The sequence below is a fragment of the Streptomyces aurantiacus genome, from assembly GCF_027107535.1.
Classification (GTDB): Bacteria; Actinomycetota; Actinomycetes; order Streptomycetales; family Streptomycetaceae; genus Streptomyces.
The window spans coordinates 7164677-7184930 of the sequence record NZ_CP114283.1 but is presented as its reverse complement, the minus strand read 5'-3'; the positions used below and the strand labels follow the sequence as shown (position 1 = coordinate 7184930).

13 protein-coding genes are annotated in these 20254 nt (G+C 69.8%); 10 read left to right on the top strand and 3 right to left on the bottom strand.

Annotated features, from left to right (window positions below):
• Positions 1–4: 4 nt before the first annotated feature.
• From O1Q96_RS33855 to O1Q96_RS33845, 3 genes are all read right to left on the bottom strand, one after another.
• Positions 5–1270 carry an ABC transporter substrate-binding protein gene (locus O1Q96_RS33855; protein ID WP_269251779.1) on the bottom strand — a complete coding sequence of 422 codons (1266 nt, stop codon included), beginning with the start codon at positions 1268–1270 and terminating at the stop codon, positions 5–7.
• Between the two features lie 262 nt (positions 1271–1532).
• Complete coding sequence (locus tag O1Q96_RS33850) at positions 1533–2810, bottom strand: ROK family transcriptional regulator (protein WP_269251778.1); 1278 nt, start codon at positions 2808–2810, stop codon at positions 1533–1535.
• Positions 2811–3125: 315 nt separating this feature from the next.
• Positions 3126–4367 carry an FAD-binding protein gene (locus O1Q96_RS33845; protein WP_269251777.1) on the bottom strand — a complete coding sequence of 414 codons (1242 nt, stop codon included), beginning with the start codon at positions 4365–4367 and terminating at the stop codon, positions 3126–3128.
• A 240-nt stretch (positions 4368–4607) separates the two neighbouring features.
• Here O1Q96_RS33845 and O1Q96_RS33840 point away from each other — a divergent pair, with 240 nt between their 5' ends.
• From O1Q96_RS33840 to rsgA, 10 genes are all read left to right on the top strand, one after another.
• Positions 4608–5615, top strand: a complete 1008-nt coding sequence (locus tag O1Q96_RS33840; protein ID WP_269251776.1) for a hydroxyacid dehydrogenase — start codon at positions 4608–4610, stop codon at positions 5613–5615.
• 108 nt (positions 5616–5723) lie between these two features.
• On the top strand, positions 5724–6764 hold the full coding sequence (locus O1Q96_RS33835; RefSeq protein WP_269253840.1) for a LacI family DNA-binding transcriptional regulator: 1041 nt from the start codon (positions 5724–5726) through the stop codon (positions 6762–6764).
• 374 nt (positions 6765–7138) lie between these two features.
• Entirely contained in the window at positions 7139–8482 is a 1344-nt protein-coding gene (locus O1Q96_RS33830) for an ABC transporter substrate-binding protein (protein ID WP_269251775.1), read from the top strand.
• A gap of 4 nt (positions 8483–8486) precedes the next feature.
• The gene (locus O1Q96_RS33825; RefSeq protein WP_331276082.1) at positions 8487–9419 is read left to right on the top strand and encodes a carbohydrate ABC transporter permease; all 933 of its coding nucleotides are present in this window, start codon (positions 8487–8489) and stop codon (positions 9417–9419) included.
• Complete coding sequence (locus O1Q96_RS33820; protein WP_269251774.1) at positions 9416–9550, top strand: hypothetical protein; 135 nt, start codon at positions 9416–9418, stop codon at positions 9548–9550. The genes O1Q96_RS33825 and O1Q96_RS33820 overlap by 4 nt, the downstream gene beginning before the upstream one ends.
• Entirely contained in the window at positions 9547–10473 is a 927-nt protein-coding gene (locus O1Q96_RS33815) for a carbohydrate ABC transporter permease (RefSeq protein ID WP_269251773.1), read from the top strand. Before O1Q96_RS33820 ends, O1Q96_RS33815 begins: the two co-directional genes overlap by 4 nt.
• Before the next feature lie 123 nt (positions 10474–10596).
• Complete coding sequence (locus O1Q96_RS33810) at positions 10597–15078, top strand: discoidin domain-containing protein (RefSeq protein ID WP_269251772.1); 4482 nt, start codon at positions 10597–10599, stop codon at positions 15076–15078.
• 206 nt (positions 15079–15284) lie between these two features.
• Entirely contained in the window at positions 15285–16628 is a 1344-nt protein-coding gene (locus O1Q96_RS33805; RefSeq protein ID WP_269251771.1) for a radical SAM protein, read from the top strand.
• A 222-nt stretch (positions 16629–16850) separates the two neighbouring features.
• Entirely contained in the window at positions 16851–18353 is a 1503-nt protein-coding gene (locus O1Q96_RS33800) for a cellulose-binding domain-containing protein (protein WP_269251770.1), read from the top strand.
• 312 nt (positions 18354–18665) lie between these two features.
• Positions 18666–19799, top strand: coding sequence for a ribosome small subunit-dependent GTPase A (gene rsgA, locus O1Q96_RS33795; protein ID WP_269251769.1), 1134 nt, complete (start codon positions 18666–18668; stop codon positions 19797–19799).
• Positions 19800–20254: the final 455 nt, after the last annotated feature.

The following is a 20254-nucleotide window of genomic DNA, read 5'->3' as shown; positions in this document are numbered from 1 at the left end:
TGACCTATCCGAACAGCTTCTTGAGTTCGCGGTTCACGATCTTGTCGGCCTTGTCGAGCGCGGCCTCCGGGTTGCCGCCCTTGCGCACGGTGTCGGCGACGACGTTCTCAAGCGCGACGATCATGGCCTGCGTCCAGGCCGGGTTGTCGAAGTGGCCGAACTCGTTGAAGAGCTTGACGCCCTCGGCGGGCAGACCCGACTTCAGCTTGGTCGCGGACTCGGCGAGCGAGGTGCGCGGCGGGATGTGGAAGCCGTACGAGAGGGACCAGTCCTCCTGGTACTTCTTCTGGTCGATCCACAGCCACTTCACGTACTCCTTGGCCAGGTCGACGTTCTTGCTCTTGGCGTTGACGAACATCGACCAGCCGCCGTTGGTGACCGCGGGCTTGCCGCCCTCCGCGGAGGTCGGGAAGGGGATGATGCCGACGTCGTCGCCGAGCGCCTTCTGGATCACCGGCATCGCCCACATGCCGCACCACTGGATCGCGACCAGGCCCTGGGTGATGGCCGACGGGTCCCACCAGTCCGCGGGGGCGTCCAGCAGCAGGTGGCCCGACTTGAACATCGTGCGGAGCTTCTTGAGGCCGGCCGCGACCTCGTCCGTGTGGTAGGCGATCTCGTTCTTGTCGGTGAGGGTGTTGGCGCCGGTCGACCAGATCAGCGGGTTCATCACCGGGGTGATCGAGTTGCCGAGGAAGACGCCCTTGACCTTGGACGTGGTGAGCTTCGCGGCGGCCTCGACGAGCTCGTCCAGCGTGGTGGGCGGCTCGACCCCCGCCTTCTCCAGCATCGACTTGCGGTAGTAGAAGAACTGCGGGTCGTCGATCATGCGGACGCCCCATATCTTCCCGTCGATCGTGTGCGAGGCGATGTCGGCCGGATTGAAGTCGTCCTTGACCGGCTCCATGATGTCGGACAGGTCCGCCACCTGACCGCTCTTGATCATCTGGATCTGTGGGTGGAACTCGAAGACGTCGGGCGCGTTCTTGGTGAGCAGCGCCGAGAACAGCTTGCTCTCGAAGTTGGTGCCGGTGATCCACTGGGTGGTCACGCGGGCCCCGTCGTAGGCAGCCGCGTACTTCTTGATGGCCTGCTCGGTGCCGGCCTCTCCGTACGCGTGGAAGTACTGCGTCAGGTTCTTGCCCGAACTGCCCCCGCCCTCACGGCCGGTGTTGCCGCCACAGGCGGCCAGCGGGCCGAGGGCGGCGAGGCCCGCGGCGGCTCGCAGTACGGATCGACGGTCCCAGTTGCTGTTGCTCAGTGCCGACATTCTGACGTCCTTGTCTCGAGTACGGCTACGGCTCGAAATCGCAGTGCGGTGGCGGGACGTTAACCTTCGGCTAAGGCTTCGGCAAGGGGTTGGACGAAGTCTGTTCGAAGCGTTGCGGGACGTCCGGGATACCGGACGGGAAGCGCTTGCGGACGGCCGGGCGGACGATCTGGGCGCCCGATCCCAATGCCCCGACCGGACCGGATTCGTACCGCGGTCGGGGCGCCGAAAGACTTCGGCCGGCCGTCGGACCGGCTGTCCCTCAGACCTTGGGGACGGCGGCGCGCCGCGGCGTCGTGGCCCTGCCGCCCGCGGGTCTCTGCGGGGCGGCCTTGGCACCGCCGGACTTCTGCCCCACCGAGGTCAGTGCCCCTTCGAGCGCGAACGTCGCGGCCCCCAGACACACCGGATCGGTGGGAATGGGGGAGAGGACGATCTCGGTGCTGGCCAGCGGCCGTCTCAGCGCGTGCCGCGCCACCGCCTCGCGCACCTCGTGCAGCAGCGGTTCGCCGAGCGTGGCCGCCACCCAGCTGCTGAGCACGACGACCTCGGGGTTGAGGAGGTTCACCAGGTCGGCCACGGCGGCGCCGAGATAGCGCGCGGTGTTCCGGACCACCTGGATGGCCACCGGGTCCTGCGCGGCGACGCCGCGCGCCAGCGCGTTGATCGTCGCCGTCTGGTCCTCGGGGTGCAGCAGCGGGCTCCCGGGGCTCAGCTCCCGCAGGTTCAGCATGATGCCGGGCGCTCCGACATACGTCTCCACACACCCGTGGTTGCCGCAGTGGCACGGCCGCCCGTCCAGCACGAGCGTGTTGTGCCCCCACTCCCCGGCGCTGTTGCTGACCCCCCGGTGCAGCCCGCCGCCGAGCGCGAGCCCGGCGCCGACACCCGTCCCGAGATTCACCACCACGGCGTCCCCGCGCCCGCGCGCGGCCCCGAACCACAACTCGGCGACCGCACAGGCCCGCAGCGGATTGTCCAGGTAGAGGGGGTACGCGATGTGCTCGGAGAGCAGGTCGAGCAGCGGCACGTCGTGCCAGTCCCAGTTCGGCGCGTACTCCGAGACGCCGGCCTCCCGGTCCACCTGCCCCGGCACACTGACACCGACGCCGAGGACACGGGCGCCTTCGACCCCGGCCTGCGCGACCACCGAGCCCACGGCCGAGGCGACATGCCCGACGACCTGCTCCGGGCGGATCTCACCGCGGCGCATGTCCTCGTCGGCACGGGCCAGCACGCCCAGCGCGAGATCGAACAGCTCGACCCGTACGTACGTCTCCGCGATGTCGACGCCGATCAGCGCACCGCCCGAAGCGTTGACCGCCACGAGCCCCCGCGGGCGGCCCCCCGCGGAGTCCTCGAATCCGACCTCCGTCAGCATCCCGAGGTCGAGCAGCTCACCGACGAGCGTGGCGACCGTGGCGAGGCTCAGCCCGGTCGCAGCGGCGAGCTCCTGCCGGGACGTGGGCGAATGGGCGATGATCTGGCGCAGCACCCCATAGCGGTTCGCGGTGCGGATGTCGCGAGATGTGCGCTTCACCAGAACGTGCCCCCTCGATCCCTCCAGGCCATGGCGGAGCCCGACGGCCCCGGCGCGGCGCAAGGCTATGACCGTTGGAGACTTTCGACAAGGGGTTAGGAAAGGGGCCATACAAAGTCCCTCGCGCCACCGCGGGGGGCGTGCCGATCAGGTCGGCCCGCCGCGGGCGGCGTCCGCCGGGAGCGTCCCCCGTGACCCTCCGGGCGCGTCCGCGGACAACCCGCCGGCCCGCCCGCCGCCGGCCCGCGCCCCTCGCGCGCCGCGCCCGAAGACGCCCGCTGTCACGCGAGCACCGCTGTCACGCGAGCACCGCCGTCACCCGAGCACCGCGCTCACGAAGCTGTTGCGGAACGTGCCCGCCGGGTCGAGCTCCTCGGCCAGAGCCCTGAAGTCACTCATCCGCGGATAGCGTTCGCGCAGCACCGGCGCCTCCACCGTGAACACCTTGCCCCAGTGCGGTCGCGGGTCGAAGGGCGCGAGCGCCGCCTCCACCCGCCGCACCACGGGCAGCACGGCCGCCGTGTCCTCGACCCAGGTGAAGTGGAAGGCCACGGTGTCCCGGCCGTACGCGGGACTCAGCCACTGACGGTCGGCGGCGACCGTGCGCACCTCGCAGATCTGCAGCACCGGCGCGACCGTCCCCCGGATCGAGTCGAGGGCACGCAGGGCGTCGACGGCGTACGGGCGCGGAAGCAGGTACTCCGACTGGAGCTCCGATCCGCTGCTCGGCGTGAACTCGGGCCGGAAGTGCGGCAACCGCTCGTGCCAGGGCCCGGGCACCCCGAACTGCTGGGTGCAGTTCACGGCGGGCATCCCCGGCACCGGGTGCATCGCCTCGGCGGCGGGCCCGGCCCACGGAAACCCGTCCCACGGCAGGTCGGTCCGCCGCTTGACCCATGCCTGCACGAAGCCCGACCGCCGCCAGTCGGTGAACAGGCTCACGCTGTACGCGGACGACGACACCACCTCGAAGTCCAGTTCGGCGAGCGGCAGTTGCCCGAACACGTGCTGGGCGACCTCGAAGCCGGGCTCCAGGTCGAGGGTGAGCGCCGTGACGACACCGAGCGCACCCAACGACGTCACCGCCCCCTCGAAGCGGGCGTCACCCCGGCCGATCGTCAGGACCGACCCGTCGGCGAGGACCAGCTCGACCTCCCGTACGGACGAGGCCAGCGAGCCGTTCGTGTTGCCCGAGCCGTGCGTGCCGGTCGCCACCGAACCCGCCACCGAGATGTGCGGCAGCGAAGCCATGTTGGGCAGCGCGAATCCGCGCCCGTGCACCGCCCGCGCCAGCTCCGCGTACCGCACCCCGCCCGCCACCCGGACCGTACGGGCCGCCGCGTCCACCTCGACCGACGGCGGCAGCGCGGTCAGTGAGAGCAGCACGCCCCCGATGCCCGGATCGGCGATCTCGTTGAACGAGTGCCCGCTGCCCAGTACGCGTACCGAGCCGCTCCGCGCGACCAGGGACCGGAGCGCGTCCAGCGAGTGCGGGCGCTGCAGCTCCTCGGCGGAGTACGTGATGTTCCCCGCCCAGTTGGTCAGGGGCTCTGCCATCCGACGTCCTTCCCGGAAGGGTTTCGTGGCCAGGCGGAAGAGCCGGCCACAGCTGGAAACTACCCCGCCCGAGCCCCGCCGGGGACGGGGGCCCGGTCGTCCGGGGGATCCGGGCCGGCCACCGCCGACCTGGCGTCTGACCACCGCGGCCGGGACCAGTCCATTGACCCTCTCACTTCACGCCGCCTACCGTAGAGACCGGTTGCTACAGACGCGTCACCCAGCCGGAAGGACACCCCCTTGCCCGAGCGCCCCCTGGCACTTTTCGCCATGACAGCCGAGAACGTGCCCCAGATCTTCCCGCCGGACATCCTGACCCGCCTGGGCAACGCGGTAGAAATCGATCCCACTCTGACCGTCGAGAACTTCTCCGACCCACGCGTACGGGCGACCCTCGCCGACACGGAGATCCTGATCACCGGCTGGGGCTGCCCCCGTATCGACGAGACGGTCCTGGACGCCGCGCCGAAACTGCGGGCGATCCTGCACGCGGCGGGCTCGGTCAAGGGAATGACCTCCCCCGCGGTCTGGGAGCGCGGCATCACCGTCTCCTCCGCGGCCGGCGCGAACGCCCTCCCCGTGGCCGAGTACACGCTCGCCATGATCCTGCTCGCGGGCAAGGACCTCTTCGCCCACCGCGACCGCTTCCGCGCCCGACGCGCCTTCCCCTACGGGGCGATCGTGCCGGGCATCGGCAACTTCGGCCGCCGCGTGGGCATCGTCGGAGCCTCCCGCATCGGCCGACGGCTCATCGAACTGCTGACCCCCTTCGACCTGGAGGTGAGCCTCGCCGACCCGTACGTCGACGCGACGCGGGCCGCCGATCTCGGCGTGCCCCTGCTCCCGCTCGACGACCTGCTGCGCTCCAGCGACATCGTCACCGTCCACGCCCCGCAGACCCCCGAGACCCACCACCTGATCGGACGCCGCGAACTCGCCCTGATGCCGGACGGATCCGTACTCATCAACACCGCGCGCGGCGCCCTCCTCGACCACGACGCCCTCATCGACGAACTGCGCGCGAACCGGCTCAGCGCGGTCCTCGACGTCACCGACCCCGAGCCGCTGCCCGCCGACTCGCCGCTCTTCGACCTGCCGAACGCCTTCGTCACCCCGCATCTCGCGGGCTCGCAGGGCAACGAGGTGGCCCGGCTCGGCCTCACCGTCACCCAGGAAGCCGAACGCCTGCTGTCCGGACAGGAGTTGGCCCACGAGATCGACCACGCCGTCCTGGCGCGCACCGCATGACGCCGAGCCCGTCCCACCACGGACGGCAGGGACCGGACCACCCCATAAGGTGACCGTTACACAGCAGGGGAGGAGTGCCGACCGGTGGCCAAGAAGACGGAGTCCGTGATGAGCAACGACGCCTCCACGGTCCGGGACGTCGCCGCGCGGGCCGGTGTCTCCGCCTCGACCGTCTCCCGGGTTCTCGGCGGCACCTACCCGGTGGCCGCGAGCACCCGCGCCAGGGTGCTCAAGGCGATGCGCGAACTGGACTACGTGGTCAACGCGCACGCCCGCGCGCTCGGCGGCTCCACCAACAAGACGGTGGCGTTCGTCGTCGACGACGTCACCGGCCCCTTCTACGCGCACATCGCCCGCGGCGTCGAGGAGCAGGCGTCGGCCGAGGGCAGACTCTGCATGCTCTGCACCACGCACGGCGATCCGCAGCGTGTCCTCGCCGTCGTCGAGACCATGCGCGAACAGCGGGCCGACGCCGTGATCGTCGTCGGCGGCGCCTGGGACGACAAGGCCTACCAGGACCGTATGACGCACTTCGCGCACGCCCTCGACCGGGTCGGCTCGCGGCTCGTGCTCGTCGGCAGGCCGCCGCTCGGCCCGGGGGTGCCCGCCACCGTCGTCGAGTACGACAACGAGGGCGGCGCCTTCGCGATGACCACCCACCTGCTCACCTCGGGCCACCAGCGCATCGCCTACCTGGGCCGGGTGACCGGCCTGTCGACCAGTGGCCAGCGCCTCGCCGGTTTCCGGCGCGCCCATGAACTGCTCGGGCTCGCACCCGACCCGGACCTGATCCTCGACGGCGCGTTCAGCCGCTCGCACGGCTACCGGGGCACCCGTGAACTCCTCGCGTCGGGCGCCGCTTTCACCGCGCTGTTCGCGGCCACCGACATGGTCGCGGCGGGGGCGCTGCAGGCGCTGCGCGAGGCAGGCGTGAGCGTCCCCGACGAGGTGTCCGTGGTCGGCTACGACGACGTGCCGCTGGCCCTGGACCTCTTCCCGGCCCTCACCACCGTCAACGTCCCGCACGAGGAACTGGGGCGCGCGGCGGTCCGGCTGGCCCTGCACCGCGATGAACTCCCCGGAAGCCAGCACCTGGTGCTCGGCACCCACATCGTGCTGCGGGACTCGACACGGCGACCGGGCCGCTGAATCCCCGGCCGCACCCCTGCCCCACCTCCCCGCCGCCCTCCGCCTCTTCCTTCGTCCCTCCCTCCTCTCCTCCTTCCTGCCATGCCCTCTCACGGCGGACTCGCGCCGCTCCGGACACCCGGTCTCCGGCGCATCGTGGACAACCGGTCTCTAGAGAGTCGGCTGTCCGGTAGGTGCCCAATTTCTGGTTACCGGTTCGAAATACCGTGCAGATGTGGGTGAGTTGGCCTGATCTCCCAGTTTTCTCGGCCCGATGTCTTGCCGACGTCCGGGACCGGTTCTAGCTTCCATAGAGACCGATTTCTATCGCGCCCTCGGACGATACGACCCGAGCGGCGGCCGGTCTCCCCTGCCTTCGTCCTTCAGGAGCCGCCATGCCCCACTCCCGTGCCCCGCGCCGCGCCGCAGCGTCCGCAGCCGCCCTCACGACCGTGCTCGCCCTCACCGCGACCGCCTGCGGAGGCGGCTCCGACGACTCCTCGGGCCAGTCGAAGGGGCCGGTCACGATCGAGTACTGGAGCTGGACGGAGACGAAGAACATCGACCCGGTGGTCGCGAAGTTCAACGCCACGCACACCGACATCAAGCTCAAGTTCGTCAAGCAGGCCGACAACCCCGGAACGGCGCAGAACGTGCGCAACGCGGTCGCCGCCAAAAAGGACGTCCCCTGCCTGGTGCAGAACTTCGGCGAGGTACCCAGCCTCGTCGGCGAGGGCCTGCTCAGCAGCGTCGACAAGGAACTGAAGCCGTACCTCGACCGGTTCAACCCGGCCGCGCTCCCCAGCGTGCAGGCAGGCGGCACCTACTACGCCGTACCGACCGGCTTCAACCCGACGTTCATGATGATCAACCGCTCGGTGTACGACCGGTACGGCGTCGAGGCCCCCAAGACCTGGGACGACGTGATCACCGCGGGCAAGGAACTGAAGAAGCACGGCGTGTACGTCATGAACCTGGCCGGCGAGGACCCGTCGACCCTGGTCAACCTGGTCCAGCAGGCGGGCGGCACCTGGTACGAGCAGAAGGGCGACAGCTGGCGGATCGACTTCCTGTCACCGGAGTCCCTCAAGGCCGCCGACATCGTCCAGCGGCTGGTGGACGGCGGTCTGGTCGCCAACCAGACCTACCAGGACCGGCCCGCCCTGATCAGCTACTTCGACTCCGGGAAGATGGTCTCGCTGCCCACCCAGACCTGGCAGCTGCAGAACTACGAGCTGAACTACAAGAAGTCCCTCGGTGACTGGCAGCCCATCGACCTGCCCCAGTTCTCCGACGCGAAGGAGTTCACCACCTCCTCGTACAGCGCCAACAACGGAGTGCTCGTCCCGAAGGGCTGCGAGCACGTCGAGGAGGCCGTCGAGGCGGCGGTGTGGATGAAGACCGACAAGGCCGGCATCGACTCCAGCTACCAGAAGGACACCAAGCAGTACGAGTGGCCGGGGGCCGTCAAGGACGTCACCCCCTGGGTCGACTCGGTGGTCACCGACAGGCTCTTCGGCACGCACAAGTCCGAGGCCCGCGGCGTGATCCTCAAATCCGTCGAGCACGCGAGGAGCGACTGGACGGTCGGCCCCAACTACACCGGTGTCTTCGCCGAGTTGCAGGACCAGTGGGCGAAGATCGTCACCAAGAAGATCACGGTGAAGCAGGCGCTGGAACACCTCCAGGAGTTCACGGTCGACGACCTGAAGTCCAAGAACATCAACGTCGAGGGCTGATCCCGTGGCAGCCGTCACCGAGTCGCCGTCCCGGGCCCCCCGCCTCGGATGGCGGCGGACCATGGCCCTCAAGGGCGCCTCCTTCACGGTGCCCTTCTTCCTCGGGTTCGTCCTGTTCACCGTGACCCCGCTCGTCATGGCCCTCAAGGAGAGCCTCTACAGCGAGAAGGGCTCCGGGCTCGGATTCGGCGAGAAGACCGTCGAGTTCGTCGGCCTCGACAACTTCGTCGAGGGCTTCGGCGACGGCCGCTTCTGGTCCTCGATGCTGCGCGTCGGCCTGTTCGCGCTGATCAGCATCCCGGTCATCCAGATCGCCAGCGTCGGGCTCGCACTGCTCCTCGACGCGGCCTCCCAGCGCGTCGCCGACCGCTTCCGTATCCCGCTGCTGATCCCGTACATGATCCCGGGCATCGTCGCCACCCTGATCTGGATCTACCTCTACAGCCCGGTGGTCGGACCGCTCACCCCGTTCTTCGACCTCTTCGGCATCGACGCGAACTTCTACGGCGGCGAACTCATCTGGGTGTCCATCGGCAACCTGATGGCGTGGAGCGGGATCGGCTTCAACATGCTGATCGTCTACTCGGCGCTGCGCTCGGTCGACGCGAACGTCTACGACGCGGCCCGCATCGACGGGGCCTCGGAGTGGCGGATCGCCTGGTCGATCAAGGTGCCGCTGGTCCGCCGCTCCCTGGTGCTCACCACCGTGCTCAGCATCATCGGCACCCTGCAGATCTTCAGCGACACGATGCTCTTCAAGTCCATGGCCCCGGAGACCGTCACCCGGGACTTCACCCCGATCATGGCGATCTACGACTGGGCCTTCCAGCAGGGCAACTTCAACTACGCCTCCGCCCTCTCGATCATTCTCGCCCTGGTCGTCGGCACCACGTCCGCGCTGTTCTACCGGCTCACGAACAAGGCGCCCACGTCATGACGGCCGCCGTCAGCAGTGCCGTGACCGCCGTACCGGCCGCGCAGGGCCACGTCGAGCGGCGCGAGTCCGTGGCGGCGGGCGTGGGCGATGTCTCCGTTCCTCGGCCGACAAGCGAGGTCTTCCCCGCATGACCGCAACCATCGACCGGTCCACGACCACACCTCCGCGCCCGAAGCGGGCCGCGACCGCACCCCGCGACGGCGCCGGCCCCGTCCGGCACAGCCGCCGGACCAGGGCCCTGGTCATCGGCGGAGTGGTGTTCTTCACGCTCTACTCGCTGGCCCCCGTGTGGTGGCTGATCGTCTCGGCGACCAAGAACCAGTCCGACCTCTACACGACCAACGGCCTGTGGTTCTCCGACCTGCACTTCACGGACAACCTGAAGGCGCTGTTCACCTACCAGGACGGCATCTTCCTCAAGTGGCTGTGGAACACGCTCTACTACGGCTTCCTCGGCACCGCCGGCATGACCCTGGTCTGCGTGGCCTGCGGCTACGGACTGGCGATGTACCGGTTCCGCGGCCGGGGCGTGCTGATGGGCTGCATCATCGGATCCTTCCTCGTCCCGCACGCGCTGCTCACCATCCCGTCCTTCCTGCTCTACACGGACCTGGGGATCGTCGACAGTCCGCTGGCGATCATCGTGCCGAGCCTGTTCAACGCCTTCTCCGTCTACCTCGCCAAGGTGTACGCGGAGGGCGCGATCCCGCCCGAACTCCTGGAGGCGGCCCGTATCGACGGGGCGGGTGAGTACCGCATCTTCTTCACGGTCGGCGCCCGTCTCATGTCCACGGGCGCGGCGACGATCTTCCTGCTCGGCTTCGTCGGTTCCTGGAACTCGTTCTTCGGACCCCTGGTGTTCCTGCGTACGCCGGAGAAGTGGACCGTGATGGTCGGTCTCTACTCCTGGCTGAAGGTCAAGGTCGACACGTCCGCCGACCTGACCGGGATGGTCGTCGTGGGCTCGCTGCTCTCCCTCGTCCCGATGGTGATCCTGATGATCTCGATGCAGCGCTTCTGGCGCTCGGGCGTCACGCTCGGCTCCCTGAAGTAGTCCACGGGACGCCTCGCGGCCGGGGCCCACCGACGAACACCCGCCGCCCTTCCTCCGTCTCCCCTCCTCCGCGCCTCTCCTCCGTCTCCCCTCCCGCTCCTTCCGTCGCTGTGAGGATCCCGCATGTCCGTCACCAGAAGATCCGTCCTGGCCGGTGCCACCGCCGGCACCGGTGCCCTCGCGCTGACCGGTCGGTCCTGGCCTGCCGCCGCGCACGCGTCCGCCGCCGGGGCAGGGGAGGCCGGGGGTGCGAGACGCCTCGACCTCGTCGACTTCGGGAACCCCGACTCCGAGGCCGCGCACGGCCTCGACGCCCCCGGCTCCGTGGTCGCCGACGGCAACGCGGGGGACCGGGCCCGTGTCGCCCAGCCCCTGCCCACCCCCGGAATCAAAACCGGCGATCTCCGCTTCACGGTGCGGGTCGACCCACTCCACCAGAACTACCTCACCGTCAAGTTCTGGGGCGGTGACTCCTCCCCGTACAAGACGATCGCGTACATCAACGGGGAGCAGATCGGCTACCGGCGCTCCGGTGACTACGAGGCGCTGAACACCGGCACCGTCCGGCCGCTGCCAGGACGCTTCTTCTACGCCACGGTGATGCTCCCGCTGGAACACACGAAGGGCCGCGAGCGGGCCGAGATCACCCTGCGCACCTACGACGCGGCGTTCAGCGCCAAGGTGACCACCGGCTCCCGGGGCTACTACCGGGCCTACACCCACACCGGCGCGTACCTCGACCTGAGCGACGACCCGCAGGCGGACTTCACACCGCCCACGGACACGGTCGCGGACGTGTCCGAGGAACAGAAGCAGGCGCTCGTCGACGGTTACGTGGCCGGCCAGGTGAAGCTCTTCGACGACTGCTCGGCGAGGGTCGACGCCTCGGCGACCGCCCGCCTCAGCATCGTCCGCTACCAGGACGAACTCCGCTTCTACGCAACCGCGTTGGCCCGGTCGAGCTGGTGCCCCGCACGGTCCGACGCCGACCGGAAAGCGGCCCTGCTACGGGTCTTCAAGTGCGTCGACAACCACACCAGGGACTACTACGCCGACACGAGACTCCTGGCGCGCGGCGGCCACCAGGGCGACTGGGGCGGCTACTACGGGGCGCTCGGCGAGGCCCTGTACGTGGTCGAGAACCTGATCGCCGACAACGATGTCCTCGGCCGGGAGGCCTTCGAGACGTTCCTGGACGAGCCCTTCACCACCGGGACCAGCGAGGGGGAGACCTCGCTCAAGGATGTCGACTTCGACGGCTCACCGCTCACGCGCCGGGCCGCCTGGGGTCGCGTCCTCAAGGCCAACTTCGACTACGCCCGCTCGCGGCTCTCGTACATCTACAACCAGGTCATGTACACGTACGAAGGTGCCTGGGAGGCCCACGAGGGGCTGCGGGTCGTCGGCTCGGAGTTCTACGAGGGCAGGGCGCGCAGCCACCGCATCGCGGGCGAGGCACTGGGCTGGCTGCCCTTCCTCGGCGAGGAGGTGCTCGTCGGTCCGGACGGCCAGGACCTGGACCTCTTCCACTCGCTCTTCCACCACGACACCACGGCCCGCTGGACGGACGACTACGTCAAGTACGTCATCAAGGGTCTCGCCAGGTCCAAGCGCGACAGGAACGGTGACGTGGTGCGCCGGCTGCCGTTCGGCAGGCACTTCACCACGATCACCGAGGCGGGCCACACCCGCGAGAACGGCTATGTCGCCAACTACGGCGAGGCCACCAACTACCTGCCCGAATGGTTCCACCGCACCTGGGGGCACCAGGGCGACGAGGCGCTGAACGACCGGATCCTGGAGATCGCGCTGCGCAACCTGCACGCCCGCTCCCTGGCCCGGGCGACCGACCTCGACGACAACCTCAAGCGCACCATGCGTATGGAGATGGTGATCGACGAGCGCAACACCAACTTCCCCGGCTTCCCCGGCTATGTGCTGCGGATCTCCGAGGGCCGCATCCTCAACTACGTCTCGCTGGCACGGCACATGGCCGAGCACGCCGACCGGTACACCGGGAACCGCTGGGCGACCACCCGCGCGTACGCCCGCGAGGCGGTCGGCTTCGCCCAGCAGCAGCTCGCCGACCACCAGTACTTCAGCTCCTTCGCGTCCGTCACCGGCAAGAACAAGTACGACCTCGCTCTCGGCGAGACGTACGCCTACCTGAAGGCGCAGAAGCCGACCGGCATCGTCCACCCGCACACGGACTTCGCCCACTACACGGCCGCGGAACTGGACGCGCTCGCGGTGGACCGGCGCGACTACGAGCGCTTCGCGTGGGTCGACGTGGACTGCATGTTCGTGTCGCTCAGGGACGGCGACCTCCACCTCTGGGGCCAGCTCAACGAACGCCAGCGGGGGTTCGCCCGCAACGGACGACTGCACGTCCGGCAGGCGGACCGCGACCACATCGTCCAGATCAACACCAACGGACGCTTCCGGTACGAGGACTACTGGGCCCGCATGGACAACATCGACGTCGACTTCATGGAGGACCAGCAGACCGGCGACTCCCCGGCGCCCCAGGCCCTTGCGGGTGAACTCGCGCCGATCACCTTCCAGCCGGGGGTCGGCACGGTCCGCCGCGAGAACTTCGAGGCCGACCACGCCTATTCGGGCTACCCGGACCTGCTGACCGCCCGCTACGGCCGCTACCTCTTCGTCTTCAACACGACACGGAAGGCCTACGGCAACGAGCGGGCGTACGAGGTGGACGTGCCGTCCGCCACCGGTTCGAAGGGCTCGACCGTCCTCGACCTGGTGAGCGGAAGGGAACTGCCGGTCCGTGGCGGCATGGTACGGGTGCCGCCGCAGTCCGGCCTGGTACTGAAGCTCCCGACCGCCCACGAAGCCGAACTGCCGCCCGCACACGTCGACTTCGTGCACACCCTGCCCGGCGACGGCGCGGTCACGGTCACCTGGCAGACCACCGCGGGCGCGGCACGCTACGAGGTGCGGCGTGCCACGCGCCGCCGGGGCCCCTACAAGATGCTCTCGGCGAAGGAGACCGGCCGCCACTTCACGGACACGTCCGCCCGCCCCGGCGAGACGTACTACTACACCGTCACGGCCGTCAACGCCCGCGGCCCCGGCTGGACTTCACACACCATCCGGACCGAACTGCCGAAGCCCGCCTCGCCCGGGACCGGCGACTCCGGCTGGCGCGACGACGCCCTGCGCGGCGCCCGGCCGGGCGGCACGACGGTGCGAGGCTCGACGATCCGGGTGCTCGGCGCACGCGGTGACGGTCTGGGAGAGGGCGACGACTACCAGGTGCCGTCCCGTGACATCGAAGACCAACTACACTATGTGAGCCGCCCGTTGACCGGAAGCTTCACCCTCACCGCACGTGTCCTTGGAGTGCGCGGCCCCCTCAACGGACTGATGCTCCGCGACCGCATCACCGCGGACACCCGCCACCTGTTCTTCGGCGCGGACAAGGACGGACAGCTCGTCTTCCACAACCGCACCCGCGACAGCCGCCACGACTGGCAGGACGACCTGCGCTCGCCCATCACCCGACGCCTGGACGGGCAGACCCTGGCCGCGACGCCGTACCTGCGGATCGTCCGCGACGCCGGTACACACCGCGTACACGGCCAGGTGTCGGCGGACGGCACCACCTGGGTGACCGTGGCGACACTCTTCACACCCTTCCCCTACGCGGTCCACGCGGGCTTCGCGGCGACGGGCGACGCGGAGTTCGCGAAGGTGGCGGTGGACGGCCTCGGCGCGAACGCGGTCCTGCTCGCCGTCGGGCGCGACGGCGACACCGCGACCGTCCACTGGAACAAGCCGGACGACGCTCTGACGTTCACGCTCTCCCGCTCGACTGACGGTGGGGAGTGGGAGGTTCTGGAGAAGGACACCCGTGCGTACAGGTACGAGGACAAGGGCCTGCGCCACGGCACCCGCTCCTACAAGGTGACGGCGGCACTCGTCGACGGCGGCACCCGCGAGTCCGCCGTGGCGGTGGCGGTCGCCGAGACCCTCACCCAGGTCCTCGCCCGGGCACGAAGGGCGAACGCCTCCGACTGGACGAAGAAGTCCTACGCCGCCTTCCGCACGGAACTCGACCGCATCGAGAAGGCGACCGGGGAGCCCGCGGACAAGCGCGTCGACGCCGTGTACGCGGCCCACGAACTCCTGGTGTCCATCGACTCGTTGCTGCGCAGGTTCGAGGTGACGCAGTCCATGGTGGCCGCCTCCACGACCCAGTGGCCCGGCACGGGAAGCAAGGCGGAAGCGGGCCGGCGGGCCTTCGACGGCGACACCGCCACCTACACCGACACCACCGCGGCCGAGAGCTGGATCGACATCGACGCCGGCGCCGCGGGGCCGATCACCGTCGACCGCATCCGCCTGCACCCCCGAGCCGATCAGCTGAGCCGGGCCAACGGCACGGTCTTCCGCGGCTCCGACGACGCCGGGGCCACCTGGACCGACTTCCACACGATCAGTGGGGTCGACACGGCTCAGTGGTACGAGTTCCGGCTCGCCGAGCGCGTCTCGTACCGGAGGATCCGCGTGTACGACGGGCACAACGGCCGCTGCAACCTCGCCGAGGTGGAGTTCTGGCACCAGCTGCCCGACGAGGAGTGAGAACCGCGCATCGCATGGGTCGGCTCGCGTGGCCCGACGGTGTGATCGGCGTGACACCTGGTGCGCGCCGGCCCCGAGCGCACCCTCCCGTCGCCGTCGCCGCCCGCCCGGGACCGCCCGCCCGAGAGGGACCCGGCACCACGTGCCGCGGAGGCGGGGCATACCGTGAGGAGTCGAACACCGCAGCTGGGAGCGAGGAGGACGGGATGGGCAGCCGTACCGCGCTGGTCGAGGACCTGATGGGAAGGTTTCCGCACGTACCGCGGGAGGCCGTCTTCAAGGAGGACCTCCTCCGCGGGGGCGTGGCCTTCGACGACTCCGCCCTCAGCGACAACGAGAGCGGCGACGTCAAGCCGAAGTCGTACTTCATCTTCTCCTTCGACCACGGCACGCTGCCCGAGCTGGGCGCCGCCGCGCTGCGCCGGCCGCCGGAGGAGATCATCCTCACCGGCGGCCCGTACGACCTGCGCCGCACCGTCGTGTCCGTCCGCGTCAACCCGTCCTCGCCCTACCGTGTCGCCGCCGGCGAGGACGGCCTGCTCGGGCTCTACCTCGACGGGAAGCGGATCTCCGACGTCGGGGTGCCGCCGATGCCCGAGTACTACCGGCACAAGCTCTCCAACGGGAAGTCCGTCATGGAGGTGGCCCCGACGATCCAGTGGGGCTACCTGATCTACCTCACGGTCTTCCGGGTCTGTCAGTACTTCGGCGCCAAGGAGGAGTGCCAGTACTGCGACATCAACCACAACTGGCGCCAGCACAAGGCGGCGGGCCGGCCCTACACCGGTGTGAAGGACGTCGACGAGGTCCTGGAAGCGCTGGAGATCATCGACCGGTACGACACGGCGAAGGTGTCCACCGCGTACACCCTCACCGGCGGCGCGATCACCTCCAAACTGCAGGGCCGCGACGAGGCCGACTTCTACGGCATGTACGCGAAAGCCATCGAGGAGCACTTCCCGGGCCGCTGGATCGGCAAGGTCGTTGCCCAGGCACTCCCGCGCGACGACGTGCAGCGCTTCAAGGACTACGGCGTGCAGATCTACCACCCCAACTACGAGGTGTGGGACCGCCGTCTCTTCGAGCTGTACTGCCCCGGCAAGGAGCGTTACGTAGGCCGCGACGAGTGGCACAAGCGCATCCTCGACTCCGCGGAGGTCTTCGGCGCGCGCAACGTCATCCCCAACTTCGTGGCGGGCGTGGAGATGGCGGAGCCCTTCGGTTTCACGACGGTCGACGAGGCCATCGCCTCGACCACCGAGGGCCTGCGGTTCTTCATGTCGCAGGGCATCACGCCCCGCTTCACCACCTGGTGCCCGGAGCCCACGACACCCCTCGGCAAGGCGAACCCGCAGGGCGCCCCGCTGGAGTACCACATCCGGCTCCTTGAGGCGTACCGCGCGACGATGGAGGACTTCGGCCTCGCCTCTCCTCCGGGATACGGCCCGCCCGGACCGGGCAACGCGGTCTTCTCGGTGAGCTCGTTCATGGACAGCCTGCCGGCGGTCGAGGTGCCGGAAGGGGACGCGGACGACGTGCCCGTGGGCTGAGGGACGGGGCGGATGACGAGGCCAGAGGGGCCGATGGGAACATACGTCTGAGGCGGCAGTGCCTGGTGGGGCATGCGACCGGCGGTAAGCGGATTTGCCGATGCCGCTTGTCAGTTGTGCAGGACCCGTGAAAAACTCGCCCCGTCGTGAGACGTCCCCTCCAACTCCCGTATTACCCAGGTGAGTTGACCCCCCTTGTGGATGCAGGTGAAGTCCCCACCCATGCCAGACCTGCCGACCCCTCAGGATGCCGCCGAGGCGACACTGTTCTCGGAGTGCTGGGACGCGGTCCTTTCCTACGCGGATCTCTGCACCGGCGGCTCCGCCGACGCCCGCCCGTTGGCCTCCGAGGCCTTCTCCCGCGGCATACGCGAAGCGCGTGCCGCGGAGGCCGAGACCGGCGGCAAGAGTTTCGGACGCCGGGCGCGCATTCCCCGGCTGCCCCGAATACCGCTTCTCCTGACCGCCGTACGCCAGACGACCGCCACCTGGGAGGCCAAGGGCCAGGGCGGTCGTCTCGACCCCGACCTACGTCTGTGGCTCAACTCCGAGAAGGCCGACCGCTTCTCGGGACCACCCCTGCACCGGCCGCTGGCCCTGCGCGGACTGCGGGACATGCAGGAACCGGACGCGGCGCTGCTCTGGCTGGCGGAGGTCGAGGCGCTGCCGCCGGCCGCCGTGGCCCGACGGCTCGGCCTCGACCCGGAGGGCATCACCGAGGAACTGCAGCAGGTCCGCGGCGTGTTCCGCGACCGCTGTCACCGCAACCACCTCGACACCCCGCTGGCCGAGGAGTGCCGCAGTTACGCGCGGCTGCTCGACGCGGTCACCCGCTCGCCCGCCGCCGACGTACCGGACGACCTGTCACGCCACCTGGCGTGCTGCGTCGAGTGCGCGGAGGCCGCCGCCTGTCTGAAGCTCGCCGGGGGCGGGCTGGCCGCGGCGCTCGCGGGCGGAGTGATCGGCTGGGGCGGGCTCGCCTACCTGGAGCGGCGGCGCCGGGCCGTCGAGTCGGGTCTCGCCCGGAGTGCCGCCGACGACGCGGACGAGCCGGCCGGCTGGGCGAGCGAGGACGGCAGGGCCCGGATCGGGCGCGCCGGCCTGATGGTCGCCGCTGTGGGTGTCTCGTTGCTGGCGCTCGTCGTCACGCTGGTCCCCTTGAGCTCGGACGACGGTTCCGGGGAGCTGGAGCAGTCGGCGGGAAGGCAGCCGGTGGGGCAGCAGGTGCCCTCGTACGACTCCGTGCCGTCGGGATCGGGCTCGGTGCGCGAATCCACGTCGTCCACGTCGTCCCCGCGGCCGACCGAGAAGTCGGATGCGGGTTCGGGGCCGGACAAGGAGGCCCAGGGGGACTCCTCACCCACCGCCGAACAAGACAAGGAGGCCGACCCCAATCCCAGTGAGCCCGCCGTCTGTCACGCCAGGTACGAGCTGGTCAACGAGTGGCCGGACGGCTTCCAGGCCACCGTCACCGTCAAGTCCGACTACGCCCTCGACACCTGGCGCGTCGGCTGGACCTTCCGCGACGGCCAGAAGGTGACCCAGATGTGGGACGGCAGCTTCGACCAGGACGGCTCGCGGGTGATCGCGAGCTCTGCCGACTACAACAAGACGGTCGTCTCGGGCGGATCGCTCGCCGTGGGCTTCCTGGGCTCGGGCGGCGACGGAGACTCCGCGCCGGTCCACTTCACGCTGAACGGACGGAGCTGTACGCACTCGAGCTGAGCGGGCGGAGCTGCACGGACTCCGGCCCAGCGGGGGACAACCCGGCAGCCGCCCCCCACCCTCGTCCGGGCCGGAAAACCGGTTGGCCCGGACGACAGGGCGGTCTAGGGTCGGGTTGTTCGCGCGGTGGACGTTCTCCACCGCGGATGTCGTGCTGGTGTGATCAAGGAGGTGCGAACGATGGCTGTCATGGCGATGGGCGCTGCCCACATCCGGAAGTTCATCGAATCCACCTCTGTGGTCGCCGGCTGACATCCTCTTTCTCCGCGCCCGAGCGCGCGCGGCCGGGGCCACCCTTCGAAGGGTCACCCCTTGTCTTCTGCTCCTCCTTCTTCCCCTTCCTCCCTCTCGACTTCCTCCCTCTCGTCCCATCCGCTCGAGCCCTACGGCTGGGACGAGGAGTGGGCGGTTGAATTCGCCCCCCATCTCGAACGCGGACTCGTGCCGGGGCGGGTCGTACGGGTCGACCGTGGCCAGTGCGACGTGATCACCGCCGCCGGACCCATGCGGGTCGACACCGAGTTCGTGACTCCGAACGACCCGCTCCGGGTCATCTGCACCGGGGACTGGGCCGCCGTGGACCCCGGCGGGGACCCCCGATACGTACAGGCGTATCTGCCGCGCCGTACCGCCTTCGTGCGGTCGACCTCGTCCAAGAGGTCGGAAGGGCAGATCCTCGCCGCCAACGTGGACTTCGCGATCATCGCGGTGTCCTTGGCGGTGGAGCTCGATCTCGGCAGGATCGAGCGGTTCCTGGCGCTGGCCTGGGAGTCCGGGGCGCAGCCGCTGGTCGTGCTGACCAAGGCGGATCTGGTGCCGGACCCGGTGGGGCTGGCGTATCTCGTGCAGGACGTGGAGACCGCCGCGCCGGGCGTCCAGGTGCTGCCGGTCAGTTCCACGGACGGGGACGGGCTGGACGTGCTCGGCGCCGTCGTGGCCGGCGGCACGTCCGTGCTGCTCGGGGTGTCGGGCGCCGGCAAGTCGACGCTCGCGAACGCCCTGCTCGGGGACGACGTGATGGAGGTCCAGGCAGCGCGTGACGTCGACGGCAAGGGACGGCACACGACGACGACCCGCAATCTGCTCGTGCTGCCCGGCGGCGGTGTCCTGATCGACACTCCCGGCCTGCGAGGAGTAGGGCTGTTCGACGCCGGCAACGGGGTCGGCCAGGTGTTCTCGGAGATCGAGGAGCTTGCCCAGGGGTGCCGGTTCCAGGACTGCGCGCATGTGGCCGAGCCGGGCTGCGCGGTGCTGGCCGCGCTGGACGCGGGGATCCTGCCCGAGAGGCGACTCGAGAGCTACCGGAAGCTCCTCAGGGAGAACCAGCGGATCGTGGCCAAGACGGATGCGCGCGTCCGGTCGGAACTGAGGAGGGAATGGAAGCGCAGGGGAGCCGAGGGCCGGGCAGCGATGGAGGCCAAGCGGGGTGACCGGGGCCGGCACTGACCAGCCCCACGACGGAGTGAGGGCCCTCGTTCCCTGCGGGCGGGGCGAGGGCCAGCGGACCGCCCGCGACCCCGGCAACCAGCCTGCCCACCACCGCGCCATCACATCAGCAGCGCCCTGCGGCCCTTCGGCCGTGGGGCGCTGCGCCCATCTTCCGCCCCCGTCTCCCGCCCCCCGTCTCCCGCCCCCCCCGGGACTCGCCCCCCGGGACCCGCACCCCCCGGGACCCGCACCCGCACCGGTGGCCGCGTATGCGTATGTGTATGTGTGTGCCGCAGACGCTGACGCGCCGGGGCGGGGCCGTGCCGGTATGTCAATGTTCGCGACGTAGGGCTCCCGCTGGAAACGCCCACCGATGGCACTCAGGGCAGTGTGCCCGGAGGTCGCGAACGTGACATACCGGCACGGCCCCGCCCCACCCACAGACGACGCAGGCGACACCCCGCCCCGGACGA